The organism is Micromonospora sp. NPDC049799, assembly GCF_040656655.1.
In the GTDB taxonomy this organism is placed as follows: domain Bacteria; phylum Actinomycetota; class Actinomycetes; order Mycobacteriales; family Micromonosporaceae; genus Micromonospora.
The window spans coordinates 1-13,353 of sequence record NZ_JBFAMU010000104.1; the positions used below are offsets into that span (position 1 = coordinate 1).

The following is a 13,353-nucleotide window of genomic DNA, read 5'->3' on the forward strand; positions in this document are numbered from 1 at the left end:
TCCGACCACCCACGGCACGGCAGAGACAACGGACCACGCCGCCGACCGGCGGTAGAGGTCTTGGAGTGGGACATGCCCCCGCAGCATCACCGCGGCCGACCCGCTTGGCCGCCTCGGTGAGGCGCTCCTCGGGCAGGTCGCCGGAGACCACCGCGGCCACGATGGCGTCCCGCAGGCGCCGGGCCGACTCCTCGTCGGCGTGCTCCCCACCGACACAGATCGCGTCGGCACCGGCGGCCAGGGCGCGTACCGCCGCGCCGGTGAAGCCGTACCGGTCGGCGACGGCCCGCATCTCCACCGCGTCGGTGACCACCACGCCGGAGAAGCCCAGTTCGTCGCGGAGCAGCCCGGTCAGGATGCGGCTGCTGAGGGTCGCCGGCAGCTCCGGGTCCAGGGCGGGCACCAGCAGGTGACCGGTCATCACCGCCTGCACCCCGGCGGCCACGGCGGCCCGGAACGGCGCCAGCTCCACCGCGTCCAGGCGGGCCCGGTCGGCGGTGATCCGCGGCAGGTCGTGGTGTGAGTCGACCCGGGTGTCGCCGTGCCCGGGGAAGTGCTTGGCGCAGGCGGCCACCCCGCCGGCCTGGAGGCCGCGCACCCAGGCGGCGGTGTGCCGGGCCACCAGGGTGGGCTCGGCGCCGAAGGCGCGTACGCCGATCACCGGGTTGTCCGGGTTGGAGTTGACGTCAGCGTCCGGCGCGTAGTCCAGGGTCACCCCGAGCGCGGCCAGGTCGGTGCCCAGGTCGCGGGCGACCTCCTCGGTCAGCGCCGGGTCGTCGATGGCGCCGAGGGCGAGGTTGCCGGGCCGGGAGCTGCCCCGGGCGGACTCGATCCGGGTGACGTCACCGGCCTCCTCGTCGATGGCGACGATGACGTCCGGACGTTCGGCGCGCAGGGTGGCGGTCAGCGCGGCGACCTGCTCCGGGTCGACCACGTTGCGGGCGAACAGCACCACCGAGCCGAGCCCCTCGCCGAGCCACCGGCAGACCCACGGCGGTGGGGTGGTGCCCACGAACCCGGGTTGCAGGACGGCGGCGGCCAGCGACGCAAGGTTGCCCACGCTCACGCTCCCACCTCGCCGCGCTGACGGAATCGCTCGCCCATGCCGTCGTACCCCCGTTTTTCTCCGCGCCCCGGCGGGCCCGCCACCGGCGGCGGTGCAGCCATGGTCACACCGTGCGATCAAATAGTCAATAAACCTTACAGTTGCTGGGACGGCCGCCGATGGGGAGAGTGCGGGGATGGATTCCGTGCTGCTGGCCGACGCGACGAGCCCGGCCGACATCCCCGGCGTACGCCTGCTCGGTCTGGTGGTCGGCGGCCTGCTGCTACTGGCCGCGATCCGCGCGATGTTCCGCCGCTGATCCCGCCCCGCGCGCCGCGCCGGGCGACGCGGGACCGCCAGGCGGGTTCGACGACCACGTCCGGGGTACGGCTGCATCGTTGGACCGGTGCGCACGGCGAAGGGGACGAGATGAAGATCGGGTACTTCCTGTCCAGCGAGGAGTTCACGCCCGCCGAGCTGGTCGAGCAGGCACGCGGCGCCGAGCGGGCCGGGTTCGAGGCGCTGTGGATCTCCGACCACTACCACCCCTGGACCGACGCGCAGGGGCAGAGCCCCTTCGTGTGGTCCGTGATCGGCGCGCTCAGCCAGGTCTGCCGACTGCCCGTCACCACGGCCGTCACCTGCCCGACGGTCCGCATCCACCCGGCGGTGCTCGCCCAGGCCGCGGCGACGAGCGCGGTGCTGCACGAGGGCCGTTTCGTGCTCGGCGTCGGGTCCGGCGAGGCGCTCAACGAGCACATCTTCGGCGACGCCTGGCCGCAGACCGACGTGCGGCTGGAGATGCTGGAGGAGGCCGTCGCGGTGATGCGCGAACTGTGGGAGGGCGGCTTCGTCAACCACCACGGCAAGCACTACACGGTCGAGCACGCCCGGATCTACACCCGTCCGGACACACCCCCGCCGGTCTACGTCTCGGGCTTCGGACCTAAGGCGGTCGACCTGGCCGCGCGGATCGGCGACGGGTACGTCAACACCTCCCCCGACGCGGAGCTGGTGCAGCGGTTCCGGTCCGGCGGTGGCGGTGACAAGCCGTGCCAGGCCGGCTTCAAGGCGGCGTACGCCGACAGCGAGGACGAGGGGATGCGGATCGCGTACGAGCGCTGGCCCAACGCCGGTGTCCCCGGTGAGCTGTCCCAGGTGCTGCCCTCGCCGCGCCACTTCGAGCAGGCCGCCCAGCTGGTGCAACCGGAGATGATGAAGGACGCGTTCGTCTGCGGGCGGGACGCCGACGCGCACGTGGCGAAGCTGGAGGAGTACGCGAAGGCCGGCTTCGACGAGGTCTACGTCGCCAACACCGGCCCGCACTGGCAGGGCCTCTTCGACCTCTACCAGCGCGAGGTCCTGCCCCGCGTCCGGTGAGCGGTGCGGAGGCCGTGCGGCGGGTCGCGGTTTCGCCGGTGATCACGCCGGGTACCTCCGGCCCTCGATGAAGCTGTCCACGCACTCGATGACCCTGCGCCGCGCGGCGAAGAACCTCTTCGGCTGGACCGCGCTGCGGCCGAACCAGCTGGCCGCGATGCGCGCGGTGATGAAACGCCGCGACGCCCTGGTGGTCCTTCCCACCGGCGCCGGCAAGTCGGCGATCTACCAGATCCCGGCCAGCCTGATCCCCGGTCCGACCGTGGTGATCTCCCCGCTGCTCGCCCTCCAGCAGGACCAGATCGCGGCGCTCAACGAGCGCCAGCGACCGGAACTGCGCGCCGTGCGGATCAGCTCCGACGAGTCGCCGGCCCAGCAGGCCGAGGCGATCACCGAGATCCGCGAGGGGCGGGCGGAGTTCCTCTTCATCACCCCGGAACAGCTGACCAACCCCGACCGCATGGCCGAGGTGCGGTCACTCAAGCCGGCGTTGGTGGCGGTCGACGAGGCGCACTGCATCTCCGCCTGGGGGCACGACTTCCGACCCGACTACCTGGCGCTGGGCCACCTCATCGAGGGCATCGGCCGGCCTCCCGTGGTGGCGCTGACCGCCACCGCCTCGCCGCCGGTCCGCGACGACATCATCGCCCGGCTGCGCCTGCGTGACGCCGAGGTGGTGGTCTCCGGGCTGGACCGGCCGAACCTGTTCCTGGAGGTCGCGCACTGCCCCACGGAGGACTACCGGTGGCGGCGGCTCATCACGCTGCTGCGGGACGACACGCGGCCGGGCATCATCTACGTGCCCACCCGACGCTCCGCCGAGGAGTTGGCGGCGCGGCTCACCGACGCCGGCTTCCCGTCGCAGTACTACCACGGCGGCATGGCGGTCGGCGCCCGCCACGAGCTGCACGAGGCGTTCCTCGCCGACCGGGTGCCGATCATGGTCGCCACCTCCGCCTTCGGGATGGGTATCGACAAGCCCAACATCGCCTGGGTGGTGCACACGGCGTTGCCGGACTCGCCGGACAGCTACTTCCAGGAGATCGGCCGGGCCGGACGCGACGGCGAGCCGGCCCGGGTGCTCCTGCTCTGGCGGGCGGAGGACGTCGGCCTGCAGCGGTTCTTCAGCGGCGGCCTGCCGGACGAGACCGAGCTGCGCGACCTGTCCGCGCTGCTGCGCAAGCAGGCCCGGACGAAGAAGGAGCTGCGCGAGGTGACCGGCCTGGGACCGCGCAAGCTCGGGCAGTACCTCGCCCTGCTGGAGCAGGTCGGCGCCGCCGAGCCCCGGGCGAAGCAGCGCCTCGCCGCACCCCGCTACTCCCCGGAGCCGGTGGACGCCGCCGCGGCCGCCCTCGCCGAGGCCGAGCGGCAGCAGAACGTGACCCGGTCGCGCACCGACATGATGCGCGCCTTCGCCGAGACCACCGCCTGCCGGGGCCAGACGCTGCTGGCGTACTTCGGCGAGCAGATGACCGAGGTGTGTGGGCACTGCGACAACTGCCACGCCGGCACCAGCACCGCCGACGACGGCGCGGTCGGACCGTTCCCCGTGCACAGCCAGGTCCGGCATCCGGAATGGGGGCCTGGCCTGGTGCTCAGCTACGAGGAGGACCGGATGACGGTTCTCTTCGACGAGGTGGGGTACAAGACGCTGTCCGTCAGCGTGGTGTCCGAACAGGGTCTGCTGACCCTGGACTAGCCTGAACCGGCCCCGCCGTGTCGTCGTCGACCAACCGGGGTGGGACGTGAACGACGAGCAGGAGGACGTTGCCGTGATCGAGCAACCGGCGTACACCGGGTTCGGTTTCACCGACGAGGAGTGGGGGTTGCTGGTCGGCCTCCCGCAGTCGGTGCTCACCGCGGCGAGCGCCGCCGAGTCCGACGGCACCAGGCGCACCATGGCCGAGAGCGCGGCCGGGCTGGAGACCATCTCCGCCGGTCGGGAGTCGGCGAACCCGCTCGTGGCCGCCGTGGCCGGGGAGATCGTCGCACGGGTGGGCGACCCGGAGGCCGGTGCGGAACTGCCGGTCATCGCGCCGGCCGACCCCCGGGCCCTCGCCGAGGACGTGCTCGGGCGCGCGAAGGCCGCCGCCGCCCTCCTCGCCGCCAAGGTGGACGAGGGCGAGGCAGGGGCGTACAAGCACTGGCTGGTGGCGATCGCCGAGCAGGTGGTGGGCGCGGCGTCCAGCGGCGGGCTCCTGGGCCTCGGCGGGGACGTGGTCAGCGACTCCGAGCGGCGGTTCCGGGACCGGCTCTCCCAGGTGCTCAACGACTGATCGCGAGACGACGCACAGGGGCCGCCCTCCCGAGGGCGGCCCCTGTGCCGTACGGACGGTCGGCTCAGCCGACGCGACGGCGGAACAGGACCCCGGCCAGCGCCACCGACACGACCAGGATGCCCAGGCACCAGGCCACCGCGCGAGCCGGCGCGGAACCGGCGGGGGTGGCCAGCAGCAGCGCCCGCAGCGTCTCGATGACCGGGGTGACCGGCTGGTGGTCGGCAAAGCCCCGCAGCCAGGACGGCATCGTCTCCACCGGCACGAAGGCGCTGGACGGGTAGGGCAGGAACATCACCAGGAAAGTGAAGCCGTTGGCCGCCTCCGGAGTGCGGGCGAGCAGCCCGAACGCGGCGGACAGCCACGAGACGGCGAGCAGGAACAGCAGCAGCACCCCGGCCGCGGCGAGCCAACGCAGCGGGTCGACGGCCGGCCGGAAGCCGATCGCCACCGCGACCGCCAGCACCAGCACGGTGGAGACCGTGTTGCGGACCACGCTCGCCGCGACGTGCCCGAAGAGGATGGCGGTGGCGCCGACGTCCATCGTGCGGAACCGTTCCACCACGCCGTTGGTCAGGTCGGTGGTGACGCTGACCGCCGTCGAGGCCGCCCCGAAACCGGCACACAGCAGAAGCACGCCGGGAACGACATAGGTGACGTACGCGCTGCCGGTGTCGATGGCGCCGCCGAAGAGGTAGACGAAGAGCAGCATCAGGATCACCGGCAGCAGCAACGAGGTCAGCAGCGCGTCGGTGTTGCGGCGGGACAGCCGTACGCAGCGCCCCACCATGACCAGCGTGTCGGCCGGCCGGACGGTCAGCTCAGACACCGGCCACCTCCCGGTCGGCCGGGCCCGCCTGCCCGGTCAGGCTGAGGAAGACGTCGTCGAGGGTGGCCGTACGGACTCCGAACCGGGTGATCGCGCGTCCGTCCGGGTCCACCTCGTCGAGCAGGCGGCGCATGTGCGGGGCGCTGCCGTCGGTGGTGACGCCCAGCTCCAACCGGGCCGGGTCGCGGTGCGCGACCCGGTCGCCCAGGCGGAGCGCCGCCTCGGCGAAACTGTCCGCGTCGCGCAGCGTCAGCTCCAGGCGGTGATCTCCGAACCGGCGCTTCAGCTCGGTCGCGGTGCCCTCCGCGGCGAGCCGGCCGCCGTGCAGCACGGCGATGCGGTCGGCCAGCCGGTCGGCCTCCTCCAGGTACTGCGTGGTCAGCAGGACCGTCACCCCCGCTCCGGCCAGCTCGCCGACCACCTCCCACAGCCCCTGCCGGCTGCGCGGGTCGAGCCCGGTGGTCGGCTCGTCCAGGAAGATCACCGACGGCTCACCGACCAGGCTGGCGGCGAGGTCGAGCCGGCGGCGCATGCCCCCGGAGTAGGTCACCACCCGACGGCCGGCGGCCGACGTCAGGTCGAAGCGCTCCAGCAGGTCGCTCGCGCGCCGCCGCGCCGCCGTCCGGGAGAGCCCGGCCAGCCGGGCCATCATCTCCAGGTTCTCGGTGCCGGTCTGGTGGTCGTCCAGGGCCGCGTGCTGGCCGGCGAGACTGATCGTCCGGCGTACGTGGCGCCGGTCGCGGACCACGTCGTGACCGTTCACCCGGGCCGTGCCGCCGTCCGGCGCGGCCAGCGTGGCCAGGATGCGCACCGTCGTGGTCTTGCCCGCGCCGTTGGGCCCCAGCAGCGCGTGGACGCTTCCCCGGGTCACCCGCATGGTCAGGTCGTCGAGCACCCGCACGCCGGCGAAGGACTTGCGCAGCGCGACGGTCTCCACCGCCGCGGTCGTCACCGCCTCCATGCCACCCCACTCTCCGTTACTGCGTACGACGTACGCTTTAATGCGTGCACCATACGCAGAAGCTAGGATGGCGGTCAAGACACGGACCGAGAGGCACGGATGAACGAGCAGGACGTCGACCTCCCCGAGAGCGTCGAGATCGCCTGGGGGCTGCGGGAACGGCCCGGCAAGGGGCCCAAACGCAGCCTGACCCTGGAGCGGGTGGTGGCCGCCGCCATCGGGGTGGCCGAGGCCGACGGGCTGGGCGCGGTGTCGATGAGTCGGGTCGCCGGGGCGCTGGGCGTGGCGACGATGTCGCTGTACCGCTACGTCCCGGCCAAGAACGACCTGCTGGACCTGATGGTCGACGCGGCGTACGGGGACCCGCCCGCACCACGCGGCGCCGACGAGGGTTGGCGGTCGGCGCTGGCCCGCTGGGCGTGGGCCAACGTCACGACCATCCACCGGCACCCGTGGATCCGGCACGTCCCGATCGGCGGGCCGCCGATGGGGCCCTGCCAGGTCCGCTGGATGGAGCACGCGCTGGCCACCCTGGACGGCACCGGCCTGCGCGGCGGCGAGCGGCTCTCCACCGTCATGCTGGTCAGCGGGTACGCGCGCAACTGGGCCACGTTGACCGCGGACCTGAGCGAGGCGGCCGGCCGGGCCGGGCTGACCCCGGACGAAGTCGGCGTCCGCTACTGGCAGCAGCTGGCCCGGCTGACCCGGGACGGCCCCTACCCGGCGATCCGGAGGCTGCTGACCGACGAGTCGCTCGACCAGGAGGAGGAGTTCGACGCGGAGTGGAGCTTCGGCCTCGACCGCATCCTCGACGGCGTGGAGGCGCTGGTCCGGAGCCGGTCGCAGACCTGACCCAGGAGGCGGCCCGCCACCGGGTCATCCAGAATGTCGGGCACGGGGAGGTGCGGAATGAGTGTCTTGCGCGCGGAGATCATGGACACCGCCGTGGTGCCACCCGCCGACCGGTGGCCGTTCTTCCTGGACATGTCGTTCCGCGCCTCGGCGCCGATGGCCATGTCCAGCGACCACGTCTCGGACTTCCGGGCCACCTCCCGCCTGGTCGACCTCGGTGGCCTGCAACTCGTCCGGTTCCGCTACCAGTCGCTGACCGGCCAGCGCACCCCGCGGCTCATCCGCCAGGCGGATCCGGAGCTGTACCAGGTCGCGCTGACCGTCAGCGGTGCCAGCGCGATCAGCGCCCAGCGGCGGGACACCACCATGTCGCGGTCCGACTTCACCCTGGTCGACTGGGGTCGTCCGCACCGGCTGGAGCACCGCAGCCTGCACGGTGGGCAGGAGCTGGCCGCCTCACTCACCGTCGGGATCCCCCGGACGCTGCTGCCGCTGCACCCGGACCGGGTGGACCGGCTGGCGGCGGCCCGCATGTCCGGCACCGAGGGCCCGGGAGCCCTGCTGGCCATGCACCTGCACCACATCACCCGGTATCCGGAGCAGTTCCAGGCCACCGACGCCCCACGCCTCGCCGACGTCACCCTGAGCCTGGTGGCGACCCTGTTCGCCCACCACCTGGACGCCGAGCACGACCTGCCGCCCGACATACGGCAGCTGGCGACACTGGCGCAGGTGCACGCGTTCATCGACCGGCACCTCTCGGACCCCGCCCTGACGCCGCAGGCCGTGGCCGAGGCGCACCACATCTCCCTGCGTACGCTGCACCGGCTCTTCGAACCCGACCAGGAGACGGTGGCCGCGTCGATCCGGCGGCGCCGGCTCGCCCGGTGCCGCCGCGACCTCGCCGACCCCCTGCTGCGGCACCATCCGGTGCACCGCATCGGGCGGCGCTGGGGGTTCACCGACCCGGCCCACTTCAGTCGCGCCTTCCGCGCCGCCTACGGGATGTCGCCCCAGGCGTACCGGGCCCTGCCGTCCGCCCCGCGCCCACCGGACGGGCCACCCGAGCCTCCGGGCCGGTGACCGTGGGCCGGTGACCGTGGGCCGGTGACCGCGGGCCGTGGAGAATGGCGGAACGGACACGCAGAGGCAGGAGGCGGCGGATGCTGCAGCGGACCACCATCGACACCACCGTGGTGCCGGCGGGCGACCGCTTCGGGATGTGGCTGGACCTGGTCGCCCGCACGACGGCGCCGCTGCACATCCGGACCGAGCACGCGGACGACTTCTCCGCACGGGCGGAGCAGGTCGCACTCGGTCCGATCACGCTGGTCAACTATCGCTACCCGTCGCTGGACGGCATCCGGACCGAGAAGCTGATCCGGCGGTCCGACCCGGAGATGTACCTGCTCGCGCTGGTCGGCACCGGCGACAGCGAGGCCACCCAGGAGGGCCGACGCAGCGTCCTACACCCCGGTGAGCTGACCTTCTACGACGGTTCGCTGCCGCATCGCGTGCGGCACGAGGGCGGGGCCAACGGACGCGAGGACGTCCGGTCGGTGGTGGCGGTCATCCCGCACGCCATGCTGCCGCTGCCGCCGCAGCGGCTGGCGCCCCTGCTGGGTGGGCGCATGTCGGGCACCGAGGGAATCGGCGCCCTGCTGGCGCAGTTCATGCTCCAGGTCACCACCCACCCCGAGCAGTACCACGCCGCCGATGCCGACCGCCTCGGCACGGTCGGGCTCGACCTCGTGTCCACCCTGCTGGGCAGGCACCTGGTGGCCGAGGACGCCGTTCCCTCCGATGTCCGTCGCCGCGCCCTGGCCACCCAGGTGCAGGCGTACATCCAGCGCAATCTCCGGGACGCCGGGCTCACCCCCCAGGTCGTCGCCGACGCCCACCACATCTCGCTGCGGTCACTCCACCGGCTCTTCGAGGCCGAGGAATCCACCGTGGCCTCGTACATCAGGGACCTGCGCCTGGCCCGCTGCCGGCACGATCTGGCGGACCCGGGTCTGCGCACGCTGTCGATCCAGGCGATTGCCGCTCGCTGGGGTTTTCCGGACAAGGCGCACTTCAGCCGGGTCTTCCGGGCCGCGCACGGCGTGACACCGCAGAGCTGGCGAGCCGAACGCGCAGGTCTGGCACAGATCGTCAACCGCCCGGCGTCCACGGTCAACTCGCCGGAGGCAGACTGACCATGACGCAGCCGGTCGCGAGAGGTCTTCGACCTCGCGGCCCGGCTCGTCATCGGGGGCCGTGGCGAGGCGCCCGCCGTCGAGTGACGGCGGGCGGCCGCCCGGGACCCCCCAGAACGTCCACTGGCCCCGGTCCCGTCCATGTCTCCCCCAGGACCCGTGGGCGGGGCCGGTCAGGCGTCCTCCAACAACTCCAGCACCCGGCGCTCGGCCTCCTCGCGGGGCGTCTCCGGCGCCACCGGCGCCAGTACGCCGTCGTGGTAGAGGTCCACCACACGCGGATCCACATAGGACGCCCGCGCGACGGTCGGGGTGTTGCCCAGCAGCTCGGCCACGTCGCGCATCACCGCGGCGACCGCCCTCTTCCGGGCGGTGGCCGACCGCTGCCGGCCCACGGTGGCCAGCTCGACGGCCGCCCGCACCGTCGCGTGCCAGGTACGGAAGTCCTTCGCGGTCATCTCCCCGCCGCTGGCCTCGCGCAGGTACTCGTTGACCTCGTCGCTGCGGACGTCACGCCAGAGCTCGCCGTCCCAGTAGCCGAAGAGGCGCTCCTCGGCCCGGCGCCGGCGGCGCAGGTTCGTCAGCACCTGGCACAGCTCGGGGTCCTCGATCCGGCGTACCTGCTCGATGCCGCCCTTGGCCGGAAACTCGAAGACGACACAGCCGCCCCGGGATCGGGCGTGCTCGGGACGCAGGGTGGACACCCCGAACGTGGGGTCGTCGCCGGAGGCGTACTGGTCACTGCCCACCCGGAACATACCCATGTCGAGCAGGCGGGTGACCGTGGCCAGGACCCGGTCGCGGCTCAGGCCCCGGCCGGTGAGGTCGTTGCCGACCCGCTCACGCAGGACCGGGAGCCGGCGGGCCACCTCCAGGACGTGGTCGAACTTGGCCTCGTCGCGCTTCTCCCGCCACGCCGGGTGGTAGAGGTACTGCTTGCGGCCGGCCGCGTCGATGCCGGTGGCCTGGATGTGTCCGTTCGGGTACGGCGAGATCCACACGTCCTGCCACGCGGGCGGGATGACGAGGTCCCGTAGCCGGGCGAGCGTCGCCGGGTCGCGGACCTGCTCACCGGAGGGGTCGAGGAACAGCCAGCCCTTGCCGCGCCGGCGGCGTCCGTACCCCGGCCTGCCCGGATCACTACGCCGCAACCGCACCGGAGACCCGCACCGTCCGTTCCAGCTCGTCCACGGCGGCGAGCACCTCGTCGACCGGAAGCGCCGCCAACGTCGGATGGCTTCCTACCCCGTCCCACCTGCTCCAATCACCGTCTCCGATCCACAGCACGCGGTGCCGTGGGCGGTCCGGTGGTGGTCCCCAGTGGGCGGGGCTGGCGGGTCCGAAGAGGAGGACCGAGGGGGTGTGGTAGGCGGTGGCGAGGTGGGCGATGCCGGTGTCGCCGGAGATGAGGAGGCGGGCGTGGGCGGTGAGGGTGGCGAGGTCGTGCAGGTCGGTGTGGCCGGCGAGGACGGCCTCGGTGGGGAGGTCGGCAAGGTGGGCGACGTGGTGGGCCAGGGGGCGTTCGGTGGGGTCGCCGGTGACGACGAGGTGGTGGCCGGCGGCGGTGAGGTGCCGGGCGACGGCGGCGAACCGCTCCGGCGGCCAGCGCTTCGCGGGCACCTTGGAGCCGGGGTGCAGCACGGTCACCCCGGTCGGCACCCGACCCGGCGGCGGCCTGCGCAGCGCCAGGTCGGTCGGGTCGGCCTCGATCCCGTACGCCCCGAGCAGCCGGCACCAGCGGTGCACCTCGTGTTCGGCGTCGTCCCACGCCGGTCCATCGTGGTGGTCGGCGTCGTCGTTGGCGTAGGCGAGGAGGCGGCGGGGTCGGGTGGCGGCGAGCATGCGGTGCGACTGCGGCCCGCGGCCGTGCAGGTTGACCGCGAGGTCGGGGGTGGGGCCGGTCCAGTGCAGGGGGCCGAGGCCGGGGGCGTCGATGATCCGGTCGACGCCCCCGATGAGGTCGACCAGGGGGGTGAGCCACCCCGGCGCGATCAGGGTGAGTTCCTGGTCCGGGTGGGCGGCTCGGAGGGCGCGGAGGGCGGGTGTGGTGGTGGCGAGGTCGCCGACGCCGAGGGCGCGTAGGACGAGGATCACGGGTAGGAGGATTCCTGTTCGGCGCAGACGATCATTTCGCGGACGGCGCAGCCGGGGGGTTGGGACAGGGCGAACATGATGGCGGCGGCGGTGTCGGTGGGGTCGTTGAGGATGGCGTCGGGGCCGGGTTTGTACTGGTCGTCGCGGTCGTCGAAGAAGGCGGTGCGCATGCCGCCGGGGATGAGCAGGGTGACGCCGACGCGGCCGGCGAGTTCGGCGGCCAGCGCGCGGGTGAATCCGACGACGCCGAACTTCGCCGCGCAGTAGGCGGTGGCGTCACTGACGGCCTTGATCCCGAGCGTCGACGCCACCGTCACCACCGTCCCATGGGAGGCCTGCAGGAACGGCAGCGCCGCCCGGACCACGGCAGCGGTGCCGAGCAGGTTGACCGCCACGATCCGGTCCCATGTCTCGGCCGGGACGTCGGTGAGCTTGCCCGGCACGTCCATGCCGGCGGCGGTGACCACGGCGTCCAGCCCGCCGGAGCGTTCGGCGAGCTGTACCGTGGCCGCCTCAGCGGCCCGGCTGTCGGCCAGATCGCACTCCACCCACGGCACCCCGTCGGCGGGCGGACGCCGGTCCAGCACCACCGGGCGCCCCCCGGCGCGGGCCACCGCCGCCACCACCGCCGCGCCCAGACCGCTGGAACCGCCGGTGACCAGCACCGTCGACCCGACGCCGCGCGCCCCGGCGCTCATGCCGGCACTCCGCTTCGCTGCGTGCCGCCATGAGGCACCGCCGCACCGTGCTGACGATTCGCTCGCTCCCGCTCGCTCATGCCGGCACTCCGCTTCGCGCTCATCGCGTCCCCTCCGGCGTCTGCGGGCGGCGCAGCACGGAACCGGCCGCCGGCACCGTGTCGGTGAGCCGGGTCCCGGCCGGTGGGGACCCGTCCGTGCCACGCGAGCGGGCCGCGGCGATCATGCTGGTCGTCGAGCGGCCGTCGAGGTACGGCACCACGACCGTGTGTCCGCCCCAGCGACGCAGGATCTCCGCCTCCGGCAGCACCGGGTCGCCCCCGCCGGTGGCGTAGTCGCCGCCCTTGACCCAGATGTCCGGCCGCAGCCAGGACAGTGCCCCGTGCGGTGTCGGCTCGTCGAAGATCATGACCGCGTCGACGCAGCTCAGCGCCGCCAACAGCCGGCTGCGGTCGCCCTGCGGCACCACCGGCCGATCCGGTCCCTTCAGTCCGGTCACGCTGGCATCGGAGTTGAGGCAGACCACCAGGCAGTCGCCGAGTTGCCGGGCCGCCTGGAGGGTCGCCACGTGACCGGCGTGCAGCAGGTCGAAGCAGCCCCCGGTGGCCACCACCGTGCCACCGGCCGCGCGTACCTCGGAGACCACGGCGGCGGCCGCCACCACGCCGACGCGGTCCGCGCCCGGGCCGGACACCGTGTCCGGGAACGGCCGCACCGGCGGTGGCAGCGCCGTCGCCACTCCCCCACCCGCGACGTACGCCGTCGCCTCGGTGACCGCCTCCTGCACCGCCTCCGAGACCAGCGCGCCCCGCGCGAGGGCGAGGGTGGCGGTGGCCGCGAACCGGTCCCCGGCTCCGCAGGTGTCCCCGTCGGCGGTGGCCGGTGCCGGCACCACCAACGGCGTCGACCCGGCGTGGCAGAGCAGTGCGCCGTTGGCCTTCGGCGCGGGCTCCTCCTCGGAGACGGTCACCGTGAGCGACCCGGGCAGCTTCTTCTCCTCGCACCAGTGGGTGCCGGTGG

Annotated in this window: 14 protein-coding genes; 7 read left to right on the forward strand and 7 right to left on the reverse strand. The window is 73.4% G+C overall.

All coding sequences use genetic code 11. The features are described from left to right. Positions 1 to 1,066, reverse strand: a 1,066-nt coding sequence (locus AB0I76_RS11155) for a glycoside hydrolase family 3 N-terminal domain-containing protein (RefSeq protein WP_357033278.1), incomplete at its 3' end; no start/stop codon positions are given. 175 nt (positions 1,067 to 1,241) lie between these two features. Here AB0I76_RS11155 and AB0I76_RS11160 point away from each other — a divergent pair. The 4 genes from AB0I76_RS11160 (at position 1,242) to AB0I76_RS11175 (ending at position 4,701) form a co-directional block, all read left to right on the forward strand. Next, positions 1,242 to 1,364 carry a hypothetical protein gene (locus AB0I76_RS11160; RefSeq protein WP_357033281.1) on the forward strand — a complete coding sequence of 41 codons (123 nt, stop codon included), beginning with the start codon at positions 1,242 to 1,244 and terminating at the stop codon, positions 1,362 to 1,364. Between the two features lie 110 nt (positions 1,365 to 1,474). Next, positions 1,475 to 2,425, forward strand: coding sequence for a TIGR03557 family F420-dependent LLM class oxidoreductase (locus tag AB0I76_RS11165; protein WP_357033284.1), 951 nt, complete (start codon positions 1,475 to 1,477; stop codon positions 2,423 to 2,425). A gap of 67 nt (positions 2,426 to 2,492) precedes the next feature. Further along, complete coding sequence (locus AB0I76_RS11170; RefSeq protein WP_357033287.1) at positions 2,493 to 4,124, forward strand: RecQ family ATP-dependent DNA helicase; 1,632 nt, start codon at positions 2,493 to 2,495, stop codon at positions 4,122 to 4,124. Positions 4,125 to 4,197: 73 nt separating this feature from the next. Then, positions 4,198 to 4,701, forward strand: a complete 504-nt coding sequence (locus tag AB0I76_RS11175; protein ID WP_357033316.1) for a hypothetical protein — start codon at positions 4,198 to 4,200, stop codon at positions 4,699 to 4,701. Between the two features lie 64 nt (positions 4,702 to 4,765). Here the strand turns inward: AB0I76_RS11175 and AB0I76_RS11180 are convergent, their stop codons facing one another. After that, positions 4,766 to 5,530 (reverse strand): ABC transporter permease, encoded by a 765-nt coding sequence (locus AB0I76_RS11180; protein WP_357033290.1) that lies wholly within the window; start codon positions 5,528 to 5,530, stop codon positions 4,766 to 4,768. Then, on the reverse strand, positions 5,523 to 6,491 hold the full coding sequence (locus AB0I76_RS11185; RefSeq protein ID WP_357033293.1) for an ATP-binding cassette domain-containing protein: 969 nt from the start codon (positions 6,489 to 6,491) through the stop codon (positions 5,523 to 5,525). Before AB0I76_RS11185 ends, AB0I76_RS11180 begins: the two co-directional genes overlap by 8 nt. A gap of 99 nt (positions 6,492 to 6,590) precedes the next feature. Between AB0I76_RS11185 and AB0I76_RS11190 the strand changes: the two genes are divergently transcribed. The 3 genes from AB0I76_RS11190 to AB0I76_RS11200 all read left to right on the forward strand — a co-directional run bounded on the left by AB0I76_RS11190 (position 6,591) and on the right by AB0I76_RS11200 (position 9,541). Then, positions 6,591 to 7,343 carry a TetR/AcrR family transcriptional regulator gene (locus AB0I76_RS11190; protein ID WP_357033296.1) on the forward strand — a complete coding sequence of 251 codons (753 nt, stop codon included), beginning with the start codon at positions 6,591 to 6,593 and terminating at the stop codon, positions 7,341 to 7,343. Between the two features lie 57 nt (positions 7,344 to 7,400). Then, complete coding sequence (locus AB0I76_RS11195) at positions 7,401 to 8,426, forward strand: helix-turn-helix domain-containing protein (RefSeq protein WP_357033299.1); 1,026 nt, start codon at positions 7,401 to 7,403, stop codon at positions 8,424 to 8,426. Between the two features lie 80 nt (positions 8,427 to 8,506). Beyond that, positions 8,507 to 9,541, forward strand: coding sequence for a helix-turn-helix domain-containing protein (locus tag AB0I76_RS11200; protein ID WP_357033302.1), 1,035 nt, complete (start codon positions 8,507 to 8,509; stop codon positions 9,539 to 9,541). Positions 9,542 to 9,714: 173 nt separating this feature from the next. Here AB0I76_RS11200 and AB0I76_RS11205 read toward each other — a convergent pair whose 3' ends face one another. From AB0I76_RS11205 to AB0I76_RS11220, 4 genes are all read right to left on the reverse strand, one after another. After that, complete coding sequence (locus tag AB0I76_RS11205) at positions 9,715 to 10,698, reverse strand: DNA topoisomerase IB (protein WP_357033305.1); 984 nt, start codon at positions 10,696 to 10,698, stop codon at positions 9,715 to 9,717. Beyond that, a complete protein-coding gene (locus AB0I76_RS11210; protein ID WP_357033308.1) occupies positions 10,682 to 11,635 on the reverse strand; it encodes a glycosyltransferase family 9 protein in 954 nt (317 codons plus the stop codon). Before AB0I76_RS11210 ends, AB0I76_RS11205 begins: the two co-directional genes overlap by 17 nt. Beyond that, positions 11,632 to 12,333, reverse strand: a complete 702-nt coding sequence (locus tag AB0I76_RS11215; protein WP_357033311.1) for an SDR family oxidoreductase — start codon at positions 12,331 to 12,333, stop codon at positions 11,632 to 11,634. Before AB0I76_RS11215 ends, AB0I76_RS11210 begins: the two co-directional genes overlap by 4 nt. A gap of 100 nt (positions 12,334 to 12,433) precedes the next feature. Next, positions 12,434 to 13,353, reverse strand: a 920-nt coding sequence (locus AB0I76_RS11220; RefSeq protein ID WP_357033314.1) for an adenylyltransferase/cytidyltransferase family protein, incomplete at its 5' end; no start/stop codon positions are given.